Source organism: Spiribacter halobius (assembly GCF_020883455.1).
In the GTDB taxonomy this organism is placed as follows: Bacteria; Pseudomonadota; Gammaproteobacteria; order Nitrococcales; family Nitrococcaceae; genus Sediminicurvatus; species Sediminicurvatus halobius.
Map to the genome: position 1 here is coordinate 2,362,655 of NZ_CP086615.1, position 20,644 is coordinate 2,383,298.

The 20,644-nt window shown below is 69.2% G+C and carries 20 protein-coding genes; 14 read left to right on the plus strand and 6 right to left on the minus strand.

Annotated features, from left to right (window positions below; genetic code table 11):
• The first annotated feature begins 128 nt into the window (after positions 1-128).
• The 3 genes from LMH63_RS10765 (at position 129) to LMH63_RS10775 (ending at position 3,236) form a co-directional block, all read left to right on the plus strand.
• Positions 129-1,091, plus strand: coding sequence for a Bug family tripartite tricarboxylate transporter substrate binding protein (locus tag LMH63_RS10765; RefSeq protein ID WP_109675493.1), 963 nt, complete (start codon positions 129-131; stop codon positions 1,089-1,091).
• A 129-nt stretch (positions 1,092-1,220) separates the two neighbouring features.
• Positions 1,221-2,738, plus strand: a complete 1,518-nt coding sequence (locus LMH63_RS10770) for a tripartite tricarboxylate transporter permease (protein WP_109675495.1) — start codon at positions 1,221-1,223, stop codon at positions 2,736-2,738.
• Positions 2,739-2,741: 3 nt separating this feature from the next.
• Positions 2,742-3,236, plus strand: coding sequence for a tripartite tricarboxylate transporter TctB family protein (locus LMH63_RS10775; RefSeq protein ID WP_109675497.1), 495 nt, complete (start codon positions 2,742-2,744; stop codon positions 3,234-3,236).
• A 62-nt stretch (positions 3,237-3,298) separates the two neighbouring features.
• Here the strand turns inward: LMH63_RS10775 and LMH63_RS10780 are convergent, their stop codons facing one another.
• Positions 3,299-4,297: a methyltransferase domain-containing protein gene (locus LMH63_RS10780; RefSeq protein ID WP_199225567.1), complete on the minus strand. Its 999-nt coding sequence runs from the start codon at positions 4,295-4,297 to the stop codon at positions 3,299-3,301.
• Positions 4,298-4,502: 205 nt separating this feature from the next.
• Here LMH63_RS10780 and LMH63_RS10785 point away from each other — a divergent pair, with 205 nt between their 5' ends.
• The 4 genes from LMH63_RS10785 to fghA all read left to right on the plus strand — a co-directional run bounded on the left by LMH63_RS10785 (position 4,503) and on the right by fghA (position 8,289).
• Complete coding sequence (locus LMH63_RS10785) at positions 4,503-5,528, plus strand: GlxA family transcriptional regulator (protein ID WP_109675501.1); 1,026 nt, start codon at positions 4,503-4,505, stop codon at positions 5,526-5,528.
• 137 nt (positions 5,529-5,665) lie between these two features.
• Complete coding sequence (locus LMH63_RS10790) at positions 5,666-6,121, plus strand: hypothetical protein (RefSeq protein WP_146205156.1); 456 nt, start codon at positions 5,666-5,668, stop codon at positions 6,119-6,121.
• A gap of 198 nt (positions 6,122-6,319) precedes the next feature.
• Positions 6,320-7,435, plus strand: coding sequence for an S-(hydroxymethyl)glutathione dehydrogenase/class III alcohol dehydrogenase (locus LMH63_RS10795; protein WP_229332561.1), 1,116 nt, complete (start codon positions 6,320-6,322; stop codon positions 7,433-7,435).
• 11 nt (positions 7,436-7,446) lie between these two features.
• Complete coding sequence (gene fghA, locus LMH63_RS10800) at positions 7,447-8,289, plus strand: S-formylglutathione hydrolase (protein ID WP_369406038.1); 843 nt, start codon at positions 7,447-7,449, stop codon at positions 8,287-8,289.
• A gap of 116 nt (positions 8,290-8,405) precedes the next feature.
• Here fghA and LMH63_RS10805 read toward each other — a convergent pair whose 3' ends face one another.
• Positions 8,406-10,046: a methyl-accepting chemotaxis protein gene (locus LMH63_RS10805; RefSeq protein ID WP_158280268.1), complete on the minus strand. Its 1,641-nt coding sequence runs from the start codon at positions 10,044-10,046 to the stop codon at positions 8,406-8,408.
• A gap of 338 nt (positions 10,047-10,384) precedes the next feature.
• Here LMH63_RS10805 and LMH63_RS10810 point away from each other — a divergent pair, with 338 nt between their 5' ends.
• Entirely contained in the window at positions 10,385-11,596 is a 1,212-nt protein-coding gene (locus LMH63_RS10810) for a DEAD/DEAH box helicase (protein WP_109675509.1), read from the plus strand.
• A gap of 137 nt (positions 11,597-11,733) precedes the next feature.
• Here LMH63_RS10810 and LMH63_RS10815 read toward each other — a convergent pair whose 3' ends face one another.
• From LMH63_RS10815 to LMH63_RS10825, 3 genes are all read right to left on the minus strand, one after another.
• Entirely contained in the window at positions 11,734-11,994 is a 261-nt protein-coding gene (locus LMH63_RS10815; RefSeq protein WP_109675512.1) for a hypothetical protein, read from the minus strand.
• A 165-nt stretch (positions 11,995-12,159) separates the two neighbouring features.
• Positions 12,160-13,329: a UxaA family hydrolase gene (locus tag LMH63_RS10820; protein ID WP_109675514.1), complete on the minus strand. Its 1,170-nt coding sequence runs from the start codon at positions 13,327-13,329 to the stop codon at positions 12,160-12,162.
• Between the two features lie 2 nt (positions 13,330-13,331).
• Positions 13,332-13,622, minus strand: a complete 291-nt coding sequence (locus tag LMH63_RS10825) for a UxaA family hydrolase (RefSeq protein ID WP_109675516.1) — start codon at positions 13,620-13,622, stop codon at positions 13,332-13,334.
• Between the two features lie 305 nt (positions 13,623-13,927).
• Between LMH63_RS10825 and LMH63_RS10830 the strand changes: the two genes are divergently transcribed.
• The 3 genes from LMH63_RS10830 to LMH63_RS10840 all read left to right on the plus strand — a co-directional run bounded on the left by LMH63_RS10830 (position 13,928) and on the right by LMH63_RS10840 (position 16,926).
• The gene (locus tag LMH63_RS10830) at positions 13,928-14,878 is read left to right on the plus strand and encodes a tripartite tricarboxylate transporter substrate binding protein (RefSeq protein ID WP_109675518.1); all 951 of its coding nucleotides are present in this window, start codon (positions 13,928-13,930) and stop codon (positions 14,876-14,878) included.
• 70 nt (positions 14,879-14,948) lie between these two features.
• Positions 14,949-16,469 (plus strand): tripartite tricarboxylate transporter permease, encoded by a 1,521-nt coding sequence (locus LMH63_RS10835; protein WP_109675520.1) that lies wholly within the window; start codon positions 14,949-14,951, stop codon positions 16,467-16,469.
• The gene (locus LMH63_RS10840) at positions 16,459-16,926 is read left to right on the plus strand and encodes a tripartite tricarboxylate transporter TctB family protein (RefSeq protein ID WP_109675522.1); all 468 of its coding nucleotides are present in this window, start codon (positions 16,459-16,461) and stop codon (positions 16,924-16,926) included. Before LMH63_RS10835 ends, LMH63_RS10840 begins: the two co-directional genes overlap by 11 nt.
• Positions 16,927-16,977: 51 nt before the next feature.
• On the opposite strand, the gene LMH63_RS10845 is transcribed toward LMH63_RS10840, so the two are convergent.
• Positions 16,978-17,715: a GntR family transcriptional regulator gene (locus LMH63_RS10845; protein WP_109675524.1), complete on the minus strand. Its 738-nt coding sequence runs from the start codon at positions 17,713-17,715 to the stop codon at positions 16,978-16,980.
• Positions 17,716-17,869: 154 nt separating this feature from the next.
• Between LMH63_RS10845 and LMH63_RS10850 the strand changes: the two genes are divergently transcribed.
• From LMH63_RS10850 to LMH63_RS10860, 3 genes are read left to right on the plus strand one after another with little or no spacing between them, the layout of a single operon-like run.
• Positions 17,870-18,805: a hydroxyacid dehydrogenase gene (locus tag LMH63_RS10850; protein WP_109675526.1), complete on the plus strand. Its 936-nt coding sequence runs from the start codon at positions 17,870-17,872 to the stop codon at positions 18,803-18,805.
• Positions 18,802-19,812, plus strand: a complete 1,011-nt coding sequence (locus tag LMH63_RS10855; RefSeq protein ID WP_109675528.1) for an Ldh family oxidoreductase — start codon at positions 18,802-18,804, stop codon at positions 19,810-19,812. Before LMH63_RS10850 ends, LMH63_RS10855 begins: the two co-directional genes overlap by 4 nt.
• A gap of 21 nt (positions 19,813-19,833) precedes the next feature.
• A complete protein-coding gene (locus LMH63_RS10860) occupies positions 19,834-20,580 on the plus strand; it encodes an SDR family oxidoreductase (protein ID WP_109675530.1) in 747 nt (248 codons plus the stop codon).
• Positions 20,581-20,644: the final 64 nt, after the last annotated feature.

Genomic DNA, 20,644 nt, shown 5'->3' on the forward strand with positions numbered 1-20,644 from the left:
GAGGCGGCGATAAAGGGCAGAGAGGTCCGGTGACGGCACAGGCCAGCCGGGGCTCTGGCATCAGCGGCGGCACCGGCGCTTCACGCCGGCTGCGACGGCCGCTGCATCATAGAAGAAGGAGGAGAGTCATGTTCCGGAATGCATGTTCCAGCAGTGTTGCCATAGGTATCGGTGCCGCCCTTGGGCTGGCGCTGGCGAGTGGGGCGGCGACGGCCCAGTACCCCGAACGGCCGGTTACCTACGTCAATCCGTTCAGTCCGGGGGGCGAATGCGATATCGCCATGCGGATGATCCAGCCCAAGCTGGAAGAGCGCCTCGGGGTGGACGTGCCCATTGAGTACCACGAGGGCGGCGGCGGCGCCGTGGGCTGGGCCCATGTTGCGGACCAGGCGCCGGATGGCTACACGATTGCGTGCTTCAGTATCCCCCACATCATCGCCCAGCCGCTGGCACGGGACCCGGGCTACGAGACAGACGACCTCGAGCTCATCTACACCTACCAGTCCAATCCTCAGGTGCTTGTCGTCCGTGACGACAGCCCATACGAGAACCTCGAGGACTTCATCGCGGACGCCTCGGAGAATCCGGGCTCGATCACGGTGGGTGGCACGGGTACGGCCAGTGGCAATCACCTCGGGGCGGTGCGGCTGATGCAGGCGGCCGACATCGAGCTGACCTGGATCCCGTTCCCGGGCACCGGCCCGACGATTCCCGCCCTGGAGGGGGGGCATGTGGGCGCCCTCATGACGAACTCGACCGTCGCGCATCAGAACAGCGACAAGTTCCGGGCGCTCGCGGTGGCCTCCGAGGACCGCCTGCCGTTCATGCAGGATGTGCCGACCTTCCGTGAGCTCGGCTACGACATCCAGGAAGCCATCCATCGGGGCGTTCTGGCACCGGCTGGCTTCCCGGACGAGGCCAAGCAGCTGCTCGCCGAGCATCTCGACGAGATCACCGGGGAGCTCGCCCCGCGCATGGAGGAGATGGGCCATTTCGTCGAGTATCTCGGCCCGGAAGAGAGCGCGGAGCTGGTCGAGCGCCTGCAGCCGGAGTACCGGCAGCTCCTGGACGATATCGGGATGCTCGATTGACGGATCGGGACCGATAACAGTCGGAAGCGACCGGATGTTGCGGGCGGTGCCGCGGAGCGCCGCCCGCAACGGCCCGGCGAGTGACGCCGGGCACGGCCTCACCGTGCAGCACGCCAGGAGTACCGCACCGTGATTGAGGATCTCGTAGCCGGCTCTGCCGCGATCTTCCGCATCGAGGCATTGGCGCTCATCGTGGCGGGTACTGCGGTCGGCTTGTTCGTCGGCTCGGTGCCGGGGCTCACCGCAACCATGTCGCTCGCCCTTCTGGTGCCTTTTACCTTCACGATGGACCCGCTGAACGGCCTTGTCCTGCTCGGGGCGGTTTATGTGGCGTCCATGTATGGAGGCGCCTACACGGCCATTCTGATCAACACGCCGGGCACGCCCGGGGCCATCGCGACCACGCTGGACGGCTTCCCGATGGCGCAGCAGGGCCGGGCCGAGCTGGCCATTCTGGTCACCACGCTGGCGTCCGTGATCGGGGGGGTGATCAGCGTCGTGGTCGTGATCATGCTCGCGCCGCCCCTCACTGCGCTGGCCATCCGGTTCGGCCCCGCGGAGTATTTCTGGATAGCGGTCCTCGGGCTCAGTCTGATCGCGGGGCTGTCCACTGGCTCCCTGATGAAAGGGCTGCTGGGCGGGGCCATCGGGATACTGCTCGGCACCATCGGCGTCTCGCCGATCGGCGGCGAGTCGCGATTCCTGTTCGGCCTCTCGTCCCTGCAGGGTGGCGTCAATCTGCTGGTGGCGCTCATCGGACTGTTCGCCATCCCCGAGCTCATCCGGCTCACGGCGACGGCGAAGAAGTCCGTCAGCTTCGACTACACGCGGGGTCGGGAACGACTCGCCAACGTCGTGCGCGAAACCTGCGGCCGGCCGCTTAACGTCATCCGTTCCTCCCTGATCGGGGTGGTCATCGGCATCATTCCGGGGGCCGGCAACAACGTGGCTGGCCTGGTTGCCTACAGCGAGGCCAAACGGGCCGCGCGCGATCCGGACTCGTTCGGGAAGGGTAACGTCGCCGGCGTGGTGGCCTCGGAATCGAGCAACAACGCCGCGGTGGCCGGCAGCGTGGTGCCCTTGCTGACGCTGGGCGTGCCCGGCTCGCCGCCGGCGGCCGTCATGCTCGGCGCGCTGATGCTCCACGGCATTCGTCCCGGAACCGCGCTGTTCGCCGAGAGCGGTGATCTTGCCTATGGCTTCATCCTGTCCCTGGGTGTGGCCGCTCTGGCGCTGCTGCCCGTCGGTCTCATGGGCGGGCGCATCATTTTCCGCGCGGTGGCTTCCATGCCGCTGGCCTATCTGGTGCCGGTTATCGGATTCATGACCATCCTCGGGGCCTATTCGATGCGCAACAGCATCGTCGACGTGTTCATCATGCTGGGGCTGGGGATATTCGCCTATGCGGTCCGGGAGATCGGCATTCAGCCGGCGCCCATTGCGCTCGGCCTGATCCTCGGCCCGATCGCGGAGAACGGATTCAGCCAGGCCATGCTGATGGGCGGCGCGCGGTACGACTTCGCCGTGCTGGCCCTGTTCGACAGCCTACTGTCGTGGGTCCTCATCGTCCTGGTGCTGGCGACGCTGGTGTGGCCCTATCTGCAGGCGCGACGCGGGCGTCCGGTGCCAGTCGCCGGAGGGGAATGAGCCATGTCCGCGCGTACCGTCAACACCGACATTATCGCCGGGCTGCTCGGGGTGGGTGTCTGGGCGCTGTTCTGGTTCGCCCGCGGCGACTGGACAGCGCTGACCGCGACCTGGCCCAACGCGGTACTGGTGTTCATCCTGATCGCCTCGCTGGGGCTGCTCCTGAAGGCGTTACTGCGCCCGGAACGGCGGGATCTGCTCGCGGAAGGCGACAATTTCCGCAAGCTGGTCATCGTGGCGGGGCTGATCGCCTGGGCCATCGGCATCCGATTCCTGGGGTTCGTCGTCACCAGCGTCGTGGTGTTTCTCTTTCTGTGGTGGTTCATCGGCCGCGCAGTGGCCCGGTCGGAGACCGAGGCGCCCTCGGCGACGGCGCCTGGCCCGTCATGGTTGCAAGGCCTGCGCGCGCTGGCGGTGACGCTGATCATCGTGCTCGCGTTCTACTGGATCTTCCGCCAGGTGCTCTATGTCCCGCTGCCATCAGGAGTACTGATCTGACCGGTCTCGACGGCGCCCCACGCGCCCAAGCCAGCTTGAGGCGTGTGGGGCATCCCGCTGACTCACGGCCGGCAGACGAAGTAGTCGTTCTGGATGTCGTGGGGCAGCTCGTGGACCTGGACGTCGCTGAAGCCGGCCCCGCGCAGGTAGGCCAGGGCCCGCTCCCGCCCCCACATGGTGCCAAGCCCCTCGCCGCCCTGGGCCAGTGACACCGGCATGCAGTGGTGGCAGGACACGGCGTAGAGGAACGCGCCCATGGGGTTGTCGCGGTCGCGATGGGCGTGGCTCGTGCTGCGGATGTCCTGGGCGATGTACACCCCGTCCGGGGCGAGGCTGCGGCGGATGCCCGCCAGCAGGGCGGCAGGTCGCGCCTGGTCATGGATCGCGTCGAAGGTGGTGACAAGCTCGTAGCGCCCGGGCTCCGCCGTGCGGTCGAAGTCACTCAGGTCGCGCACCTCGAAGCGGATGTTCGTCAGGCCCTCCGCCTGGGCGGACTTGCGGGCATACTCGATGGCCTCCGCCGAAAGGTCGTAGCCCAGAAATTCGCTGCGGGGGAAACGCCGCGCCATCAGCTGCAGCGCCAGCCCGCGACCGCATCCGGCATCGAGCACGCGGATGCCCGCCTCGAGCCGTTCCGTCAGTCCCGGGGCCAGCGGCAGGATATGCTCGATCAGGGCCGGCAGCACCGTCTGGGCGCTGTCCTCTGCCATGACTTCGTGGAAGCGGGCGTAGCGCTCGTAGGGCACGCCCTCGCCGGTGCGGAAGGCGGCGACGATGTCGTCCTCGATGGCGCCGAGCATGGGCAGGAACTGGGCGTAGACGGCGAGGTTGGCGCCCTCGGCGTCGGTGACGCGCGCCGCGTGGGCGGTGGGCAGCCAGTAGTGCCCCGTTGCGGGGTCGGTCTCCACCACGCCGGCGGCGACGAGCCCGTTCAGGCATTCGCGGACATAGCGCTCCGCAAGACCGGCCGCCTCGGCGATGGCCTCGCTGGTTCGCGGCTCGGCGTTGGCCATTGCCCGCAGCAGCCCGGTGCGGTGCCCGAGGGAGAGCAGGCTGAGCATGCCGGCCTCGTTGAGGGCATTGACGAGCCGGGCCTCGAAGGCTTCAACGGCCGCCCGGTTCGTCGCGGGTGCGATGGCGGGCTCGGAAACGGTGGTGTCGGTCACGGTGGGTTCCTCGCGGTTGTCGGGTTGCACAGCCGTGAGCTTGCGTCGGCGGCCGCAGGCGCTATAAACCCCTTCCGGACGCAATCCGTCGGAATCGGTCATGATCGAGAGCGCTCCCCCCGAAGTCGCACTGCTGGCGGTGTCCGAGGCCACGGCGTCCACCCTCCACGGCGCCTACGACATGCTCTGCTCGCCGGGACGCGACTGGCCGCTGCTGACCACCGGCGCTCCGGGGCGCTCACTGCTGCGGCCACGCATCGTCAGCGCCGACGGTTCGCCTTTTCGGGTGAGCAATGGCGTACAGGTGGCGCCCCACGCCCGCATCGCCGACTGCCCCCGTCCCGCCGTGGTCTGCGTGCTGGAGCTGCTGGTGGCCCCGGAGCAGCCGCTGGCCGGCCGCTATGCCCGTGAGATCGACTGGCTGCGGGACTGCTACGAGGCCGGGGCGCTCATCGGTGCAGCCTGCACGGGCGGTCTCCTGCTGGCCGAGGCAGGGCTGCTGGACGGCCGCGAGGCGACCACCCACTGGGCCTACTGTGAGGCCCTGGCCCGGCGCCACCCCGGGGTGAGGGTGCGCCCCGAGTGCGCGCTGCTGAGTACCGGTGAAGGGGGTCGAATCGTGATGGCCGGTGGCGGCACCTCCTGGATCGACCTAGTGCTGCTGCTGGTGGCGCGACTGCTCGGACCGGACGAGGCCATGCGCCTGGCCCGCCTGCATCTGGTGGACTGGCACGATCGCGGCCAGCTCCACTTCGCGGCACTGGCGACGCGCCCGCAGCGCGAGGATGCCGTGATCGCCGACGCCCAGGCCTGGCTTGCCTGCCACTACGACGCGGCCAACCCGGTGCGCGCGGTGGTGGCCCGGAGCGGGCTCGCCGAGCGCTCCTTCAAGCGCCGGTTCGCGCGCGCTACGGGGATGGCGCCCATTGAGTACGTGCACAACCTGCGGGTGGAGGAGGCGAAATACCTGCTGGAGACCACGGCAGATCCGGTGGAGGCCATCGCCAACCAGGTGGGCTACGAGGAGGCATCCTTCTTCGGCCGCCTGTTCCGGCGCCGCGTCGGGCTCACCCCGGCGGCCTACCGCCGCCGCTTCGCCGGGCTGCGCACGCGACTCGCCGGCTGAGGGCCCGGCGCATCCGCTTCCGGCACGGGCGAGACCACCGTCTCCAACAATGCCTCGGCGGCCACTCGATCCTCCACGGCGGCAGCCTTGCCGCCGATCTGGCCTGCACCCGGGCGCGCACTGCCGGTGTCGGCGCCGTGCGCTTGCTCGGATGTCGCGATCCCGCCTTCATCCTCGGTTATCTGGCGCGCTGCGCCCGCCGGGGCACACATCTGCTGGCTTTCTGGTGTGAGCCCGAGGGCGGTGCGCCTGTGCAGCAGGTAGTGGCCGCGCTGGCGGGGGAGAGCCTGCCGCGGCTCTACCGCTATCGCGCCGACGGCGGCCAGACCCCTGGTTCGGAAACCGACAGCCTCACGATCCTCGCCGCGCGGGACTTCGCCCTGCTACCGGCGGCCGCGCAGGGCATGGCCCTGGAGCTGCTGGACAGCACCGGCCCCGAGGAATTGGCGGCGCGGTCGCGTCGGGCCTGGGACCAGGGTCTCGCGGTGGACGAGTCCCTCTGGCAGCAGTTGCGCTCCCTGGCGGCGCGCACCCTGGTGGCGTCAACGGAGGACTCCCGGGCCCGCGGTGCGGGCGAGGGCGCTGCGCGCTGAAGCGGCGCCGGATGGCGTCCAGCGGGCGGCCGCCACCCCCCGCTTCCGGGAGACTGTCGGCGGGGATGGCCGAGGTCTACCCACACGCGCCACTATACGGGGGAGCGTCCCGGCGCGGGCACCGCGCGTGCCGTGCCCGCGGGTGAGGACGGCCACCGTCGGCTGCGCCGTACAACGCACATCGGGAGGGGAGCCATCATGAAGTCACGTGCCGCCGTCGCCTGGGAGCCGGGACAGCCCCTGGAGATCGAGGAAGTCGAGGTGGGCGGGCCGCGGGAGGGCGAGGTTCTCGTGCGCAACGTCGCCACCGGAGTCTGCCACACGGACGCCTTCACCCTCTCCGGGGCCGATCCGGAGGGGAATTTCCCGGCCATCCTGGGGCACGAAGGCGGTGCCGTGGTCGAGGAGGTCGGCCCCGGAGTGCGCTCACTCACCGTGGGCGATCACGTCATCCCGCTGTACGTCCCGGAATGCGGCGAGTGCAAGTTCTGCCGCTCGGGCCGCACCAACCTCTGCGGGGCCATCCGCACTACCCAGGGCAAGGGCGTGATGCCGGACGGAACCAGCCGCTTCAGCGCCCGCGGCCGGACGCTGCATCACTTCATGGGCACCTCGACTTTTTCCGAGTACACCGTGCTGCCGGAGATCTCGGTGGTGAAGGTGCGCAAGGAGGCGCCCCTGGACCGCGTCTGCCTGCTCGGCTGCGGGATCACCACCGGCATCGGCGCGGTGCTCAACACCGCGAAGGTCCGGCCCGGGTCGACGGTGGCCATCTTCGGCCTCGGCGGCGTCGGGCTCTCGGCGATTCAGGGTGCGGTACTGGCCAGGGCGGAACGCATCATCGCCATCGACATCAATCCGGACAAGTTCATCTTCGCGCGCCAGCTCGGCGCCACCGACTGCGTGAACCCGAAGGAGCACTCGGCGCCGATCCAGGAGGTGATCGTCGGGATGACCGACGGCGGCGTGGACTACTCCTTCGAGGCCATCGGCAACGTCGCCACCATGCGGGCGGCGCTGGAGTGCTGTCACAAGGGCTGGGGCGAATCGACCATCATCGGCGTCGCCGGCGCCGGCGAGGAGATCAGCACCCGCCCGTTCCAGCTGGTGACCGGCCGGGTCTGGCGCGGCTCCGCCTTCGGCGGCGTCAAGGGCCGCAGTGAGCTGCCGGGCTATGTGGACGGCTACCTGGAGGGTCGTATCAACATCGACGACTTCGTCACCCACACCATGGGGCTCGAGGCCATCAACCACGCCTTCGAGCTCATGCACGAGGGGCGCAGCATTCGCAGCGTGATCCGGTTCGACGACTGATGGGAGGCACGATGACGCTGGAACCGGTGGCCGAGAGCCGTTGCTTCGAGGGCCGCGTGGCTCGCTACCGGCATCGCTCCGAGGTGCTGGACTGCGAGATGACCTCCGGCATCTATCTGCCGCCGCAGGCTGAGCGCAGGCCGGTGCCCGTGCTCTACTGGCTCTCGGGGCTGACCTGCACCGACGAGAACTTCATGCACAAGGCGGGCGCCCAGCGTGTGGCCGCCGAGCTGGGCATGGCCATCGTCTGCCCCGACACCAGCCCCCGCGGCACGGACCTGCCCGGGGAGCACGAGAGCTACGACCTCGGCTCCGGCGCGGGCTTTTACGTCAATGCGACCCAGGCCCCGTGGAGCGCCCACTACCGGATGTACGACTACGTGGTGGAGGAGCTGCCGGCAGTGGTGGAGTCGCGTCTGCCGATAGGGCCGGCGCGCGCCATCAGCGGTCACTCCATGGGCGGCCACGGTGCGCTGATCTGCGCCCTGCGCGAGCCGCGGCGGTATCTTTCGGTGTCGGCGTTCTCCCCGGTGGTCAATCCCACGGAGGTCCCCTGGGGGCAGAAGGCCTTCAGCCATTATCTCGGGGATGATCCGGCGGACTGGCGGGAGTGGGATGCCTGTGCGCTGATTCGCGAACGTGGCTCGGCGCTGCCGCTGCGGGTGGAGCAGGGGGAAGCCGACGGCTTCCTGGGCGAGCAGCTGCAGCCGGAGAGGCTTGCCGAGGCCTGCCGCGAGGCCGGTGTGACCCTGGACCTGCGGGAGCGCCCGGGCTACGACCACAGCTACTATTTCATCGCCACCTTCATCGACCACCACCTCCGCTACCACGCCCGGGCGCTGGGTATCGGCTGATCCCGGTGGTGGTGCCCTGGAGAGGGGCCCACGGCACCCGATCCTTAACTCATCGCGGGGCTCGCGGACGTAGCGAGCGGCATCCGCCGCTGGCGGATGCCGCTCTGGGGTGGGCCTCAGGCGGTCCGGAACCGCCCCATGAGGCTCTGCAGCTCGCTCGAGAGACGGGCCAGCTCCTGACTCGCCGAGGCCACCTGGCTCGCGCCGGTGGCGGTGCGCCCGGAGATGTCACCGATCTCGTTGACGTTGCGGTTGATCTCCTCGATGGCGGTGGACTGCTCCTCCGCCGCGGAGGCGATCTGGGTGCTCATGTCGTTGATGGTGTGGATGCGGGCGGTCATGGCCTCCAGGCGCTCGCTGCAGCTGCGGGCCATGCCCACGGCCTCGTCGCTCTGCTCGCGGCCGGTGGTCATGAGCCCGTCCGCCTCCCGTGCCCCGTTCTGAACCCGCTGGATGATGTCGCGGATCTCGTCCGTGGATTCCTGGGTGCGCGTCGCCAGCGTGCGTACCTCGTCCGCGACCACCGCGAAGCCGCGGCCGTGCTCGCCGGCGCGGGCAGCCTCGATGGCGGCGTTCAGCGCCAGCAGGTTGGTCTGCTCGGCGACGCTGTTGATCACGTCCAGGACGGTGCCGATCTGCTCGGCGTCACCGGTGAGCCGGCCGATGCCTTCGTTGGTGCGGGTAAGCTGCTCGGCGAGCTGCTCCACGGTGGCCACCGTGCGGCCCATGACCGCGGACATCTCCCCGGCCTCGCCGCTGGCACCCCTGGCGGCGTCCGCCGTCTCGCCGACGTTGCGCGCGACCTCCTGGATCGTGGCCGTCATCTCGTTGGTGGCGGTGCTCACCTGGTCGGTGGCGCTGTGCTGGGCCTCGACGTTGCTGCGGGCCTCGTCGCTGGTGGCGGATAGCTCCTCCGCCGCCGACGACACCTGTTCGGTGGTGCGCGTTGCCTGGCCGATGAGGTCCTGCAGCTTGGCCAGGAACTCGTCGAAGTAGTCGGCAAGCCGGCCGATCTCGTCCCGGGCCGGGTTGTCGAGTCGCAGGGTCAGGTCGCCATCGCCGCTGTTCAGATCCTTGACACGCTGGGACATGGCCTTCAGCGGGCGCAGCACGATGCCGGGCACGCGCCACATGGCGAGGCCGGAGACCAGCAGGCCGAGCACCAGCACACCGCCGAGCGCCCGCTGGTTGCCCGCCACGCGGCTCTCCATGGCGGCGTCGAGATCGGCCGACCACGCGTTGACCTGCTGGGTCATCGTGTCGATGCGGGCGCGGGCGGTATCGAAGGCCGCGATGCCCTGATCGGTGGCGAGGGCGTAAGCCAGCTCGCTGCTGCCGCTCTCAGTGAGCTCGCGCACCTCGGCACTGATCTGCTCCCACTCGGCGATTTCCGTGGCGAAGCGCTCCGCAAGCTCGTTCGTGGCGGGTCGGTCCAGGGCCTCCGCAGCCTGGGCGACGCGCTCGCGGGCCTGGCCGAGGTTCTCCTCGTAGGTGGCGTAGAAGGTTTCACGCTCCTCGTCGTTGAACGAGCGCACCGCCTGGAGCTGGGCGATCAGGGACTGGTGCAGGTCGCGGTCGGCCTCGAGCACCAGCATGCCGCCCGGCAGATGCTGATTGGCAAAGGTCTGAGCGTCGCGCGTCAGCCCGACCAGCAGGGACATCGCGAGCGCTACCACGCCGATCAGCAGAAGCGTCAGCACGGCCAGCGGCAGACCGAGCTTCCAACGAAACGAGAGATCCCGCCACCACGTCGACATAGTTCTACCCCCCGGGGAATGCATCGTGTATTGGGCGCCTTCTTGGGATGCGGCGCTCTCTGCCCTCAGGAGCGCTATCGGCGTCTGGCCGGCGCAGTTGAGTGCCGCCGGTCGCCGCCGGGTGGGAGGACGGGAGGTGGCACTGCGTACTGGACGGCGGCACGCTTTCGCGTATGATGCCGCCAGCGATGCCCACCGGTCGGTATCGCCCGTTCTCGGCCTCCGCATTCGCGGGGCGCTGCGCTCGCAGACTCCAGCCCAATCTTTCTCTGCCTGGACCGGGCCCGTTCCGGCGGCCGTTGGCCGCGTCGGGTGGCAACCCAGGAGCGCTACACTGCATGTCCTTCGATAAACTCGGCCTCTCGGCCGAACTGCTGCGCGCCGTGCGCGAGCAGGGCTACACGACGCCCACCCCGATCCAGTCCCGCGCCATTCCGGCTGTCCTCAGCGGCGGCGATGTCATGGGCGCCGCCCAGACCGGAACCGGCAAGACCGCAGGCTTTACCCTGCCGCTGCTGCAGCGGCTGACGGACAACCCGCGCGCCGGCGGCCAGCGCTCGGTGCGCGCGCTGGTGGTGACGCCCACCCGCGAGCTCTGCGCCCAGGTGCAGGAGAGCGTGCGTACCTATGGCCGGCATCTGCCGCTGCGCTCGGCGACCGTGTTCGGCGGCGTCGGCATGCAGCCGCAGGTGGACGCCCTGCGGCGCGGCGTGGATGTGCTGGTGGCGACGCCCGGGCGCCTGCTCGACCACCTCCGCCAGCGCACCGTGGACCTTTCCGCCGTCGAGATCCTGGTCCTGGACGAGGCGGATCGGATGCTCGACATGGGCTTTATCCACGACATCCGCAAGCTGCTCGCGGCACTGCCGCCACGGCGGCAGACGCTGCTGTTCTCGGCCACGTTCTCGCCGGAGATCCGGCGCCTCGCGGATGGACTGCTGCACGATCCGGTGCGGATCGAGGTGGCGGCGCGAAACACCGCCGCCGAGACGGTGGCGCAGAAGGTTCACCCGGTCAGCCGGGGCGGCAAGCGCGGCCTGCTGAGCAACCTTATCCGCGAGGGCGACTGGGAGCAGGTGCTGGTGTTCACACGCACCAAGCACGGCGCCAACCGTCTCGCAAAGCAGCTGGAGGGCGACGGTCTGGTGGCCGCGGCGATCCACGGCAACAAGAGTCAGGGAGCCCGGACGCGGGCGCTGGCGGGCTTCAAGCAGGGCGACGTGCGCGTTCTGGTGGCGACGGACATCGCCGCCCGCGGACTGGATATCGAGGAGCTGCCCCACGTGGTGAACTTCGAGCTGCCGAACGTCCCGGAGGACTATGTGCACCGGATCGGCCGCACGGGGCGTGCGGGGCGCGGTGGCCAGGCGGTGTCGCTGGTCTGCGTGGACGAGATCAGCCTGCTGCGGGGCATCGAGCGGCTGCTTGGCAACCCCATCGAGCAGGAGCTGGTGCCGGGGTTCGAGCCGGACCCGAACGAGCGTCCGGAGCCAATCGTCAAGGCGCCGCAGGGGCGTCGCGGCGGCGGGCGGCGAGCGAGGCCGCGGTAGCCTTATAGGTAACGGCGGCCGGCTGCGTCACCGGCCGTCGCATCGCAGCCCGCATATCGATTGGATATGCGGGCTACCGGGAGCCTCTCACAGCGGCGCCTCGCGCTCGACTGCGCGCTCGACTGCGTGAATCGAGGTTAGGAGCGGCTGGGCAGCCCCGGCGCGGCGTCGTCGTCGCGCCGCGCGAGTCGGCCGAGGCCCAGGGTGATCGCGGCGATGCCCCGGCAGACGACGTGAATGAAGTCGGCCAGCCCCGGATTGGTGAAGCCGATGCTGAGGCGGTCGCCGTCGGCCCGGACGTGCACGCCTTCGTGCCCGGCAACGGCCTCGATACGAGCCGCGAGCTCGCCGGCCTGCTTCGCGTTGCCGGTGCTGATGGTAATTCCGTCGTGGTGCATTGCGTGCGTCCTCCGTCTGCGTTTGTTGCAGTGCATTATACGCGAACGGAGACACACAGATATAGATGAGTGATTTAAGTGTTGTGACTGCGGGTCACAAATATTGCACGCGCTGATAGCGCGGGAGCCGGCCCCGGGCGCCTGCCCGGGGCCGATGGCTCGGGGTCAGGCGCTCTCGTAGAGGCGGGTGAGCACGAACTCGCGGTGGCCAAGCGCCTCTGCCGCGGTGTAACGGCCGTTGGCGGTACGCAGCATCATCTCGAGCAGCGAATCGCCGGCCTGGCTCATGTCCATCTCGCGGCGCAGCACGCCCGTGACGTCCACGTCGATGTGCTCACGCATGGTGCGCAGGGTGCGGGCGTTCGCCGAGAGCTTGATCACCGGCAGGATCGGGTTGCCAATGACGTTGCCCTGCCCGGTGGGGAAGAAGTGCACGACGAAGCCGGAGGCAGCACATAGAGTCACCATCTCCGCGGCGGCGGAGGATGAATCCATGAACCACAGGCCCGGACCGGTGGGGCGCTCCGCCTTGTCAAGCACGCCGTCCACCATGCACTGCTTGCCGATCTTCTGGATGTTGCCGAGGGCCTTCTCCTCGATGGTGGTCAGCCCACCCTCGATGTTGCCCTTGGTGGGCTGGGACTCGGAGAGGTCGTTGGTCTTCCAGCGGTCGATCATCGCCGAGTAGCGGTCGAACATGAACTGGAAGCGCTCGCGGATCTCCGGAGTGCGGCAGCGCTCGGCCACCAGATGCTCGCCCCCGGTGAGCTCCGAGGTCTCGCCGAAGCAGAGCGTGTTGCCGTTGGCGTAGAGCTTGTCGAAGGCATCGCCGACGGTGGGATTGGAGCCGCAGCCGGAGGTGGTGTCGGACTCGCCGCACTTGGTGGACACCCAGAGCTCCGAGAGCGGGCAGGGCTCGCGCTGCAGCTCCGTGGCCCAGTGCACGAACTCCTTCGCCTGGCGCGAGGCATTGGCGATGGTGTTGTGATCGCCGTTCTGCTCGATCCAGAAGCCCTCCACCGGCTTGCCGGTCTCGCGGATCCCCTCCACGACGCGACTGGTCCAGCCCGGCTCGATACCGATGACCACCACCGCGGCGACATTGGGATTGCTGCCGGCACCGATCAGGGTACGGAAGTGCAGGTCGAGATCGGGCCCGAACTGCAGGCGGCCGTAGGGATGCGGCAGCGCCAGCGTGCCCTTGATATTGTTGGCGACGGCCTCGGCGGCGGCGTTGGAGATGTCGTCCACCGGCAGGACGACCACGTGATTGCGCACCCCGACCCGGCCGTTCTCCCGACGGTAGCCGAGGAAGGTCTGACTGCTGAGATCCATGCTTACCACCTCTTGGTTTTCACGTTGTGGACGTGGACGTGCTCGCCGGTGCGGATGGGGGCAACCACCCGGCCGATGTCGACGCCGTACTTGATGACGGTCTCGCCCTCGGGGAGGTCGCGGATCGCCAGCTTGTGGCCGATGGGGATGTCGTCCTTGACTTCGAATTCGATGGTGCGGTCCTGATCCATGATCCAGCCGTTCAGCTTCTGGCCGGCCCGGATACCCTCCACGACGACCACGCCGACGGAGTCGCCCTCATCGTGCACAACGAAGTCCGGTGCTCGAGACATGGGATCTCTCCTCAGTGATGACAGGAATTGGCAGCTGCCGAAGTGAAGTATACTATGTCTTATACATGACTTGCCATCGAGGGCGGTGCGGCGGATGCTTCGCACTGCCATCGCTCCGACGGGCGGAAGGCGAGCAAGAAGAAGTCCGGTGGCGATTCGTCACCGGCGAGGTGGCGCCGATACGGCGTCGCCAGCCCCGATGGCTCACCGGGCGGCCGCTTGCCGCGGGTCAGTGCGCTGTCGGGCTATAGGGGCTGCCCCTGCGATCGTGGGGGTGGTTATCGAGGTAGAGGAGGAGAACCACGATGCAACGACTAATCGGTACCGCGCTGGGCACTGCCGCACTGGCCTTCGCCGTTTCCGCCGGCGCCCAGGAATTCCCGCAGAAGGGCGTTCAGTACATCATCCCGTTCGGTCCGGGCGGCGAGTCCGACATCTCCGCGCGCCTGCAGCAGGAGTACTTCTCCGGGATCACCGGCGAGGAGCTCGTGATCCAGTACAAGCCGGGCGGGGGCGGCTCGGTGGGCTGGTCGCAGCTGAACGACATGACCGCCGACGGCCACACCATCATGGGCACCAATCTGCCCCACATCATCCTGCAGCCGCTGGCGAAGGACGTCGGGTTCGAGACCGAGGACCTGAACAACTTCTACTTCTTCCACTACTCGCCGGACGCCATCGTGGTCAGCAAGGACAGCCCCTACGAGACGCTGGAGGACCTGGTCGAGGCGGCCAAGGAGACCCCCGGGGCGGTGACCTTCTCCGGCAGCGGCACCTACTCGGCCAACCACGTGGCGCAGACGCGCTTTGATCAGCTCGCCGACATCACCACCACCTACATTCCCTACAAGGGCACGGGGGCCGCGGTGACCGCGCTCAAGGGCGGCGAGGTGAGCGCCGAGTGGGGCTACACCACGGTGGGCGCCAACCACATGGACGATACCCGCATGCTGGCCGTGGCCTCGGAGGAGCGGCATCCGCTGTTCCCGGACGTGCCCACCTTCCAGGAGCTCGGCTACGACCTCGTGGGCGGCGCCTACCGCGGCATGGCCGTGCCGGAGGGCACACCGGAGGACGTGCAGCAGCGCCTCTCGGACATCTTCCATGAGATCAACAACAACGAGGAATTCCAGCAGCGCATGCAGGACCTGGGCTTCTTCATGATCGACGTGCCGGTGGACGAGGTGGACGAGTTCCTCGCCGAGCGCCGGGAAGAGTACACCGAGGTTGCCCGCGACTTCGGCCTGATCGACTGATCCGACCCCGTTCCCGCGGACCCGGGCACGCCGAACGGCGTGCCCGGGCGGCGGCTGCAGGAGCTGACCGATGTCCTGGGGATTCCTGTTCGCGGCGCTGACGCCGTTCAACTTCCTGCTGGCCTTCGTCGGGGTGACGGCCGGCATCGTCATCGGCGCGCTGCCGGGCCTCTCGGCCACCATGGCGGTGGCGGTCCTGGTGCCGGTGACCTTCGGCATGGAGCCCGCCTCGGGGCTGATCATGCTCGGCGCCATCTACACCGGCGCGATCTACGGCGGCGCCTACTCCGCCATTCTGGTCAATACGCCGGGAACGCCGTCGGCCATCGCCACGACGTTCGACGGCTTTCCCATGGCCAAGCGCGGCGACGGTGACCTCGCAGTCACGCTGGCCACCATCTCTTCGGTGGTCGGCGGCCTGGTGGGCGCGCTCGCGCTGCTCACGCTGGCGCCGACGCTGGCCACCATTGCGCTCAAGTTCGGCTCGGTGGAGTACTTCTGGCTAGCCGTGTTCGGGCTGACACTCATCTCCGCCCTGTCGGAGGGCGCCACGCTCAAGGGCTTCATCGGCGCCGCGTTCGGTCTGCTGCTCTCCACCGTGGGCGTGGCGGTGGTCGGCGGTGACGTGCGCTATACCTTCGGCTCGAGCGTGATGCTCGGCGGCGTGGAGATCATCTCGGCGCTGATCGGCCTCTACTGCATCCCGGTGCTGATCGATCTCGTGGCCACCCCGGACCCGCATCTGAACGTGGGCGAGGGCAGGCCGCGCGGCTTCCGGCTGCGCGAGGCCATGGGGCTCGCGCTGCGCAGCAAGCTCAACCTCGTGCGCAGCGCCGTGATCGGCACCATCGTCGCGATCCTGCCCGGGGCGGGCGGCTCCATCGCGAGCCTCGTGTCCTACACCGAGGCGCGCCGCGCCTCGCCGCGGCGGGAGAACTTCGGCAAGGGCGAGCCGGACGGCATCCTGGCTACCGAATCCGCCAACAACGCCACCGTGGGCGGCGGCTTCATCCCCACGCTGGTGCTCGGCATTCCCGGCACGCCGCCGGATGCCGTGATCCTCGGCGCGCTGCTGGTGCAGGGCATTCGCACCGGCCCGGAGCTGTTCAACGAGAACGCGGCGATCTCCTACACGTTCATCTTCGGCCTGCTTATCGCGACGCTGCTGCTGTTCCCCCTTGGGCTGGTGATCGGGCGCTACGCCTATCAGTCCATCATCACCATTCCGAAGGCGATCCTGGCGCCCACCATTGCCTTCATGACGGTGATCGGCACCTACGCCATCCGCAACAACACCTGGGATGTGCTGATCATGCTGGTGCTGGGCGTGATCGGCTGGTTCCTGAGCCGGGGCGGCTTCAAGCCCTCACCCATCGTGCTCGGGCTCATTCTCGGGCCGATCGCCGAGCAGGGATTCGTCCAGGGCTATCTCATCGGCAACGCGCGCGGCGCGGTGTTCGAGACCTTCTTCGGCCGCCCCATCTCCATGGTGATCATCGCGCTCATCGTGGTCGCCACCCTCTATCCTCTGATCGCCGCGCTGCGGCGCCGCGGTCGCCCGCTCCGGGAGGGCATCGCCAATGACGACTGAGACCCGCGCCGGCCGGGACTGGCACGGCATGGCCTATGCCGTCGCGTTCGTGGGCGTGGGCGTGATCGCCCTCGCCAGCTCGGGGGATTTCTCGCCTCTGGGCGCGGTGTTTCCGCGCACCATCGCCACGGCGCTGATCGTCTTCTCGCTTGGCTATATCGCCCAGAACCTGTTCCGCCCGCCCGGCAAGCTGCCGCGGGGCGACGAGGGGTCCTGGGCCCGACGGGCGCTGCTGGTGGCCGTCATGCTGGGCTGGATCGCGGCACTGCCCTGGCTGGGGTTCCTGGTGGCCGGCGGGCTGGGCTTCTTCGGCATGATCCTCGTCGGCAACTACGACGCCTGGAGCCCCCGCCGGGTGGTCATCTACGCGATCACGTCCATCGCCATCATCGGCGGCTTCTATGGACTGTTCGCCGTGGCCCTGAACGTGCCGCTGCCGGAGGCCTCGCTGTTCTAGCCCGCATGTCTCACCGATTCACGGCAATCGGTGAGACATGCGGGCTTGGGCCTAGACGAGCTCGTTGAGATAGTGATGATGTGCCGTGTCGCAGCGGCTCACCCGCATCTCCACCGGCTGGTTCTCGAGATCGATGGCGGTGCGCCGGATTTCCAGCAGCGGCGCGCCCTTCTCGATGCCGAGGTGCCGCGCGTCGTCAGCGTCCGCGGCGACGGCCCGAAGCTCTTCGCTGGCGCGCTGGACCGTGACCCGGTACTCGCGCTGGTAGAGCTCGTAGACGGCGTTGGGGAGCTGTTGACCGAAGCGCTCGAGGCCCGGAAAGCGCTCGGCCGACACGGTGATCCACTCGAGCAGGGTGGGGCGGTTGCCGAGGTAGCGCAGGCGGAAGATGCGCACCACGGGTGCACCCCGCTCCAGGTTCAGCGTCTCCGCCTCGGCGCTGCGCGCCCGCCCGCGCCGGCATTCCAGCACGCGGGAGGTGGGCAGCTGGCGGCGGCCGTCGCTGCCGTAGAGGTGCCAGAACTGGAACAGGGAGCGCTCGGTGGTGTGGCGGGCCACCTCGGTGCCTCGGCCCTGGTGCCTTACCACCAGCCGCTCCGCCGCCATGGCGTCCAGGGCCTTGCGGATCGTGCCCTGGCTGACGCCGTACTCCCGGGCCAGCGCCGTTTCGCTCGGCAGCAGCGCGCCGGGAAGCCATTCGCCCGCGGCGAGGCGCTGGGTCAGCGTCTCCTTCATCTGCAGATAGAGCGGACGGAAGGCGGGTGCGTTGGCGTTTCCGGCGCTGGTCATGGCTCATCGTTCCAAAATTGCCTGCGGCTGTGCAGGCTAGATTACCCCAGAGAGGCAAAATGGGGTGAGTTTGTCGCTAGGTTATATATAAGACATAATTTTAGACATCCTTCTGCCGGCGCTGCCGACCCACCTCATACCCCTGGAGAGCCCGATGGCCGAGATTGTCATCACCGAATTCATGGACGAGCAGGCCGTGGCGGACCTCGCCGCGGACCACGACGTCCTCTACGATCCGGAGCTGGTGAGCCGGCCCGAGGCCATCGCCACGGCGGCCGCCGAGGCCCGCGCGCTGATCGTGCGCAACCGCACCCAGGTAACCGCGGAGCTGCTGGCGGCCTGCCCGCGGCTCTGCGCCGTCGGTCGGCTGGGCGTCGGGCTGGACAACATCGCCGTGGAGGCCTGCCGGGAGCGCAACATTGCCGTACTCCCGGCGACAGGGGCCAATGACGTTGCCGTGGCCGAGTACGTCATCACCGGGGCCATGATGCTCCTGCGCGGCGCCTACCATGCCACCGATCGGGTCGCGGCCGGGGAATGGCCGCGGCAGGCACTGAGCGGCCGCGAGACCGGCGGTACCACCCTCGGGCTGATAGGGTTCGGCGGCATCGCGCGAGCGACCGCCGAGCGCGCGCGCCCGCTGGGGATGCATGTGCTCGCCCATGATCCGTTCGTCGCCGCCGATGACGCCGCCTGGGGGCAGCTCGCCGAACGTGCGGACTCCCTCGAGGCGCTGCTCGCCGCAAGCGACGTGGTGAGCCTGCACGTGCCGTATACCGCCGATACCCATCACCTCATCGATGCGACGGCGCTGACGCGGATGCCGGCCGGAGCGGTCCTGATCAATGCCGCCCGTGGCGGCGTCGTGGATGAGGCCGCCGTGGCGGAGGCACTGCACGCCGGACGGCTCGGCGGGGCGCTGCTGGATGTCTTCGAGCAGGAGCCGCTGCCGGCGGGCTCGGTGCTGGCGGATGTCCCCAATCTGGTGCTGACGCCGCACATCGCGGGCGTTACCCGGGAGTCCAACGTGCGCGTAAGCCGGGTGACCGCCGAGAATGTCCGCCGGGTACTGGAGGAGCGTCGGCCATGACCAGGCATTGCACCCCCGAGGAACTGCGCGAGCTCGTCACGGCCGCCCTGGAACGTGTCAACGTCCGGGCCGATGGCGCCGCAGCGGTGGCCCGCGCGCTGGTGGCAGCGGAGTGCGATGAGCTCGCCTCCCACGGCCTCTCCCGCGTTGCGTTCTATGCCGACCAGGCTGCGAGCGGCAAGGTTGACGGCCAGGCCGAGCCCAAGGTGGAAGCGGCCGGCGCCGTGGTCAACGTCGACGCGGCGGACGGCTTCGCCTACCTGGCCATCGAGCGCGGGCTGGAGACCGCGCTGGCGCGGGTCGGCGAGCAGGGCATCGTCGCGGTCGGAGTCGGCAATTCTCACCACTTCGGCGTCGCCGGGCATCATGTCGAGCGCATCGCCGAGGCCGGCTGCATCGGTATCGCCTTCGGCAACACGCCGGCGGCCATGGCGCCTTGGGGCGGGCGGCGGCCGCTGTTCGGCACCAATCCCATCGCGTTTGCCGCGCCGAGGGCGGGTCAGGCGCCGCTGGTGATGGATCTCTCCCTGAGCCGGGTGGCCCGCGGCAAGATCATGCTGGCGCAGCGCGAGGGGCAGGCCATCCCCGAGGGCTGGGCCCTGGATGCCGACGGCCAGCCGACCACGGACCCGGAAGCCGCGCTTGCCGGTAGTATGGTGCCACTGGGGGAGGCCAAGGGCTCCGCCCTGGCGCTGATGGTGGAGATCCTCGCCGGGGCGCTGACCGGCTCGCGCTTCGGCTTCGAGGCCGGGTCGTTCTTCACCGCCGAGGGCGATCCGCCGCGGGTGGGACAGCTCTTCCTGGTGCTGGATCCGGCGGCGTTTGGCGGAGCCGGGGACTTCGCGGAGCGCCTGGAGCATTTGCTGGGCGCGGTGGCAGCCGAGCCCGGCACGCGGCTGCCGGGGGCGCGGCGGCTGGCCGCCCGCGAGCGCATCGCTCGCGACGGCATCGCGGTGAGCGATGCTGCCTATGCCGATCTGCGCCGCCGAGCCGGCCGGCACGACTGAGCCAACATGGAGGCTGAACCCATGACCGCTAAGGTTGCACTCATCACCGGCGCCGGCACCGGCCTCGGCCGCGCGGTAACCCGGGCACTGCTGGCCGACGGTTACGCGACGGTGCTCGCGGGCCGGCGGCGGGCGCCGCTGGAAGAGACTGCGCGCGGGGTGGAGGCGGAGCGGGTGCTGGTGGCACCCACCGACGTCTCGGACCCTGACGCGGTGGACGCGCTGTTCGAGCAGATTCGCGCCCGCTTCGGACGGCTGGATGTCCTGTTCAACAACGCCGGGGCCATGGCACCGGGCTGCACGGTGGACGAGCTCGACTGGGCGCAATGGAAGACGGTGGTGGACGTCAACCTCAACGGCGCCTTCCTCTGCGCCCGTGGCGCCTTCGGTCTGATGCGCCGGCAGTCGCCCCAGGGCGGGCGCATCATCAACAACGGCTCCATCTCCGCCCACGCGCCGCGCCCGGGCTCGGCGGCCTATACCGCGACCAAGCACGCCATCACGGGGCTGACGCGCACGCTTTCCCTGGATGGGCGGCCGTTCGACATTGCCTGCGGGCAGATCGACATCGGCAACGCCGCCACCGAGATGACCGCGCGCATGCCGGAGGGCGTGCCGCAGGCGGACGGCAGCGTGCGCGCCGAGCCGGTAATGGATGTCGCGCACGTGGCCGAGGCGGTCCGCTACATGGCGGGGCTGCCGCTGGAGGCCAACGTCCAGTTCATGACCGTCATGGCCACCAAGATGCCCTTCATCGGCCGCGGCTAGCCCGCATATCTCACCGGTCCGCGCCCGCAGCCGCGAACCGGTGAGATATGCGAGCCAGGGGCGC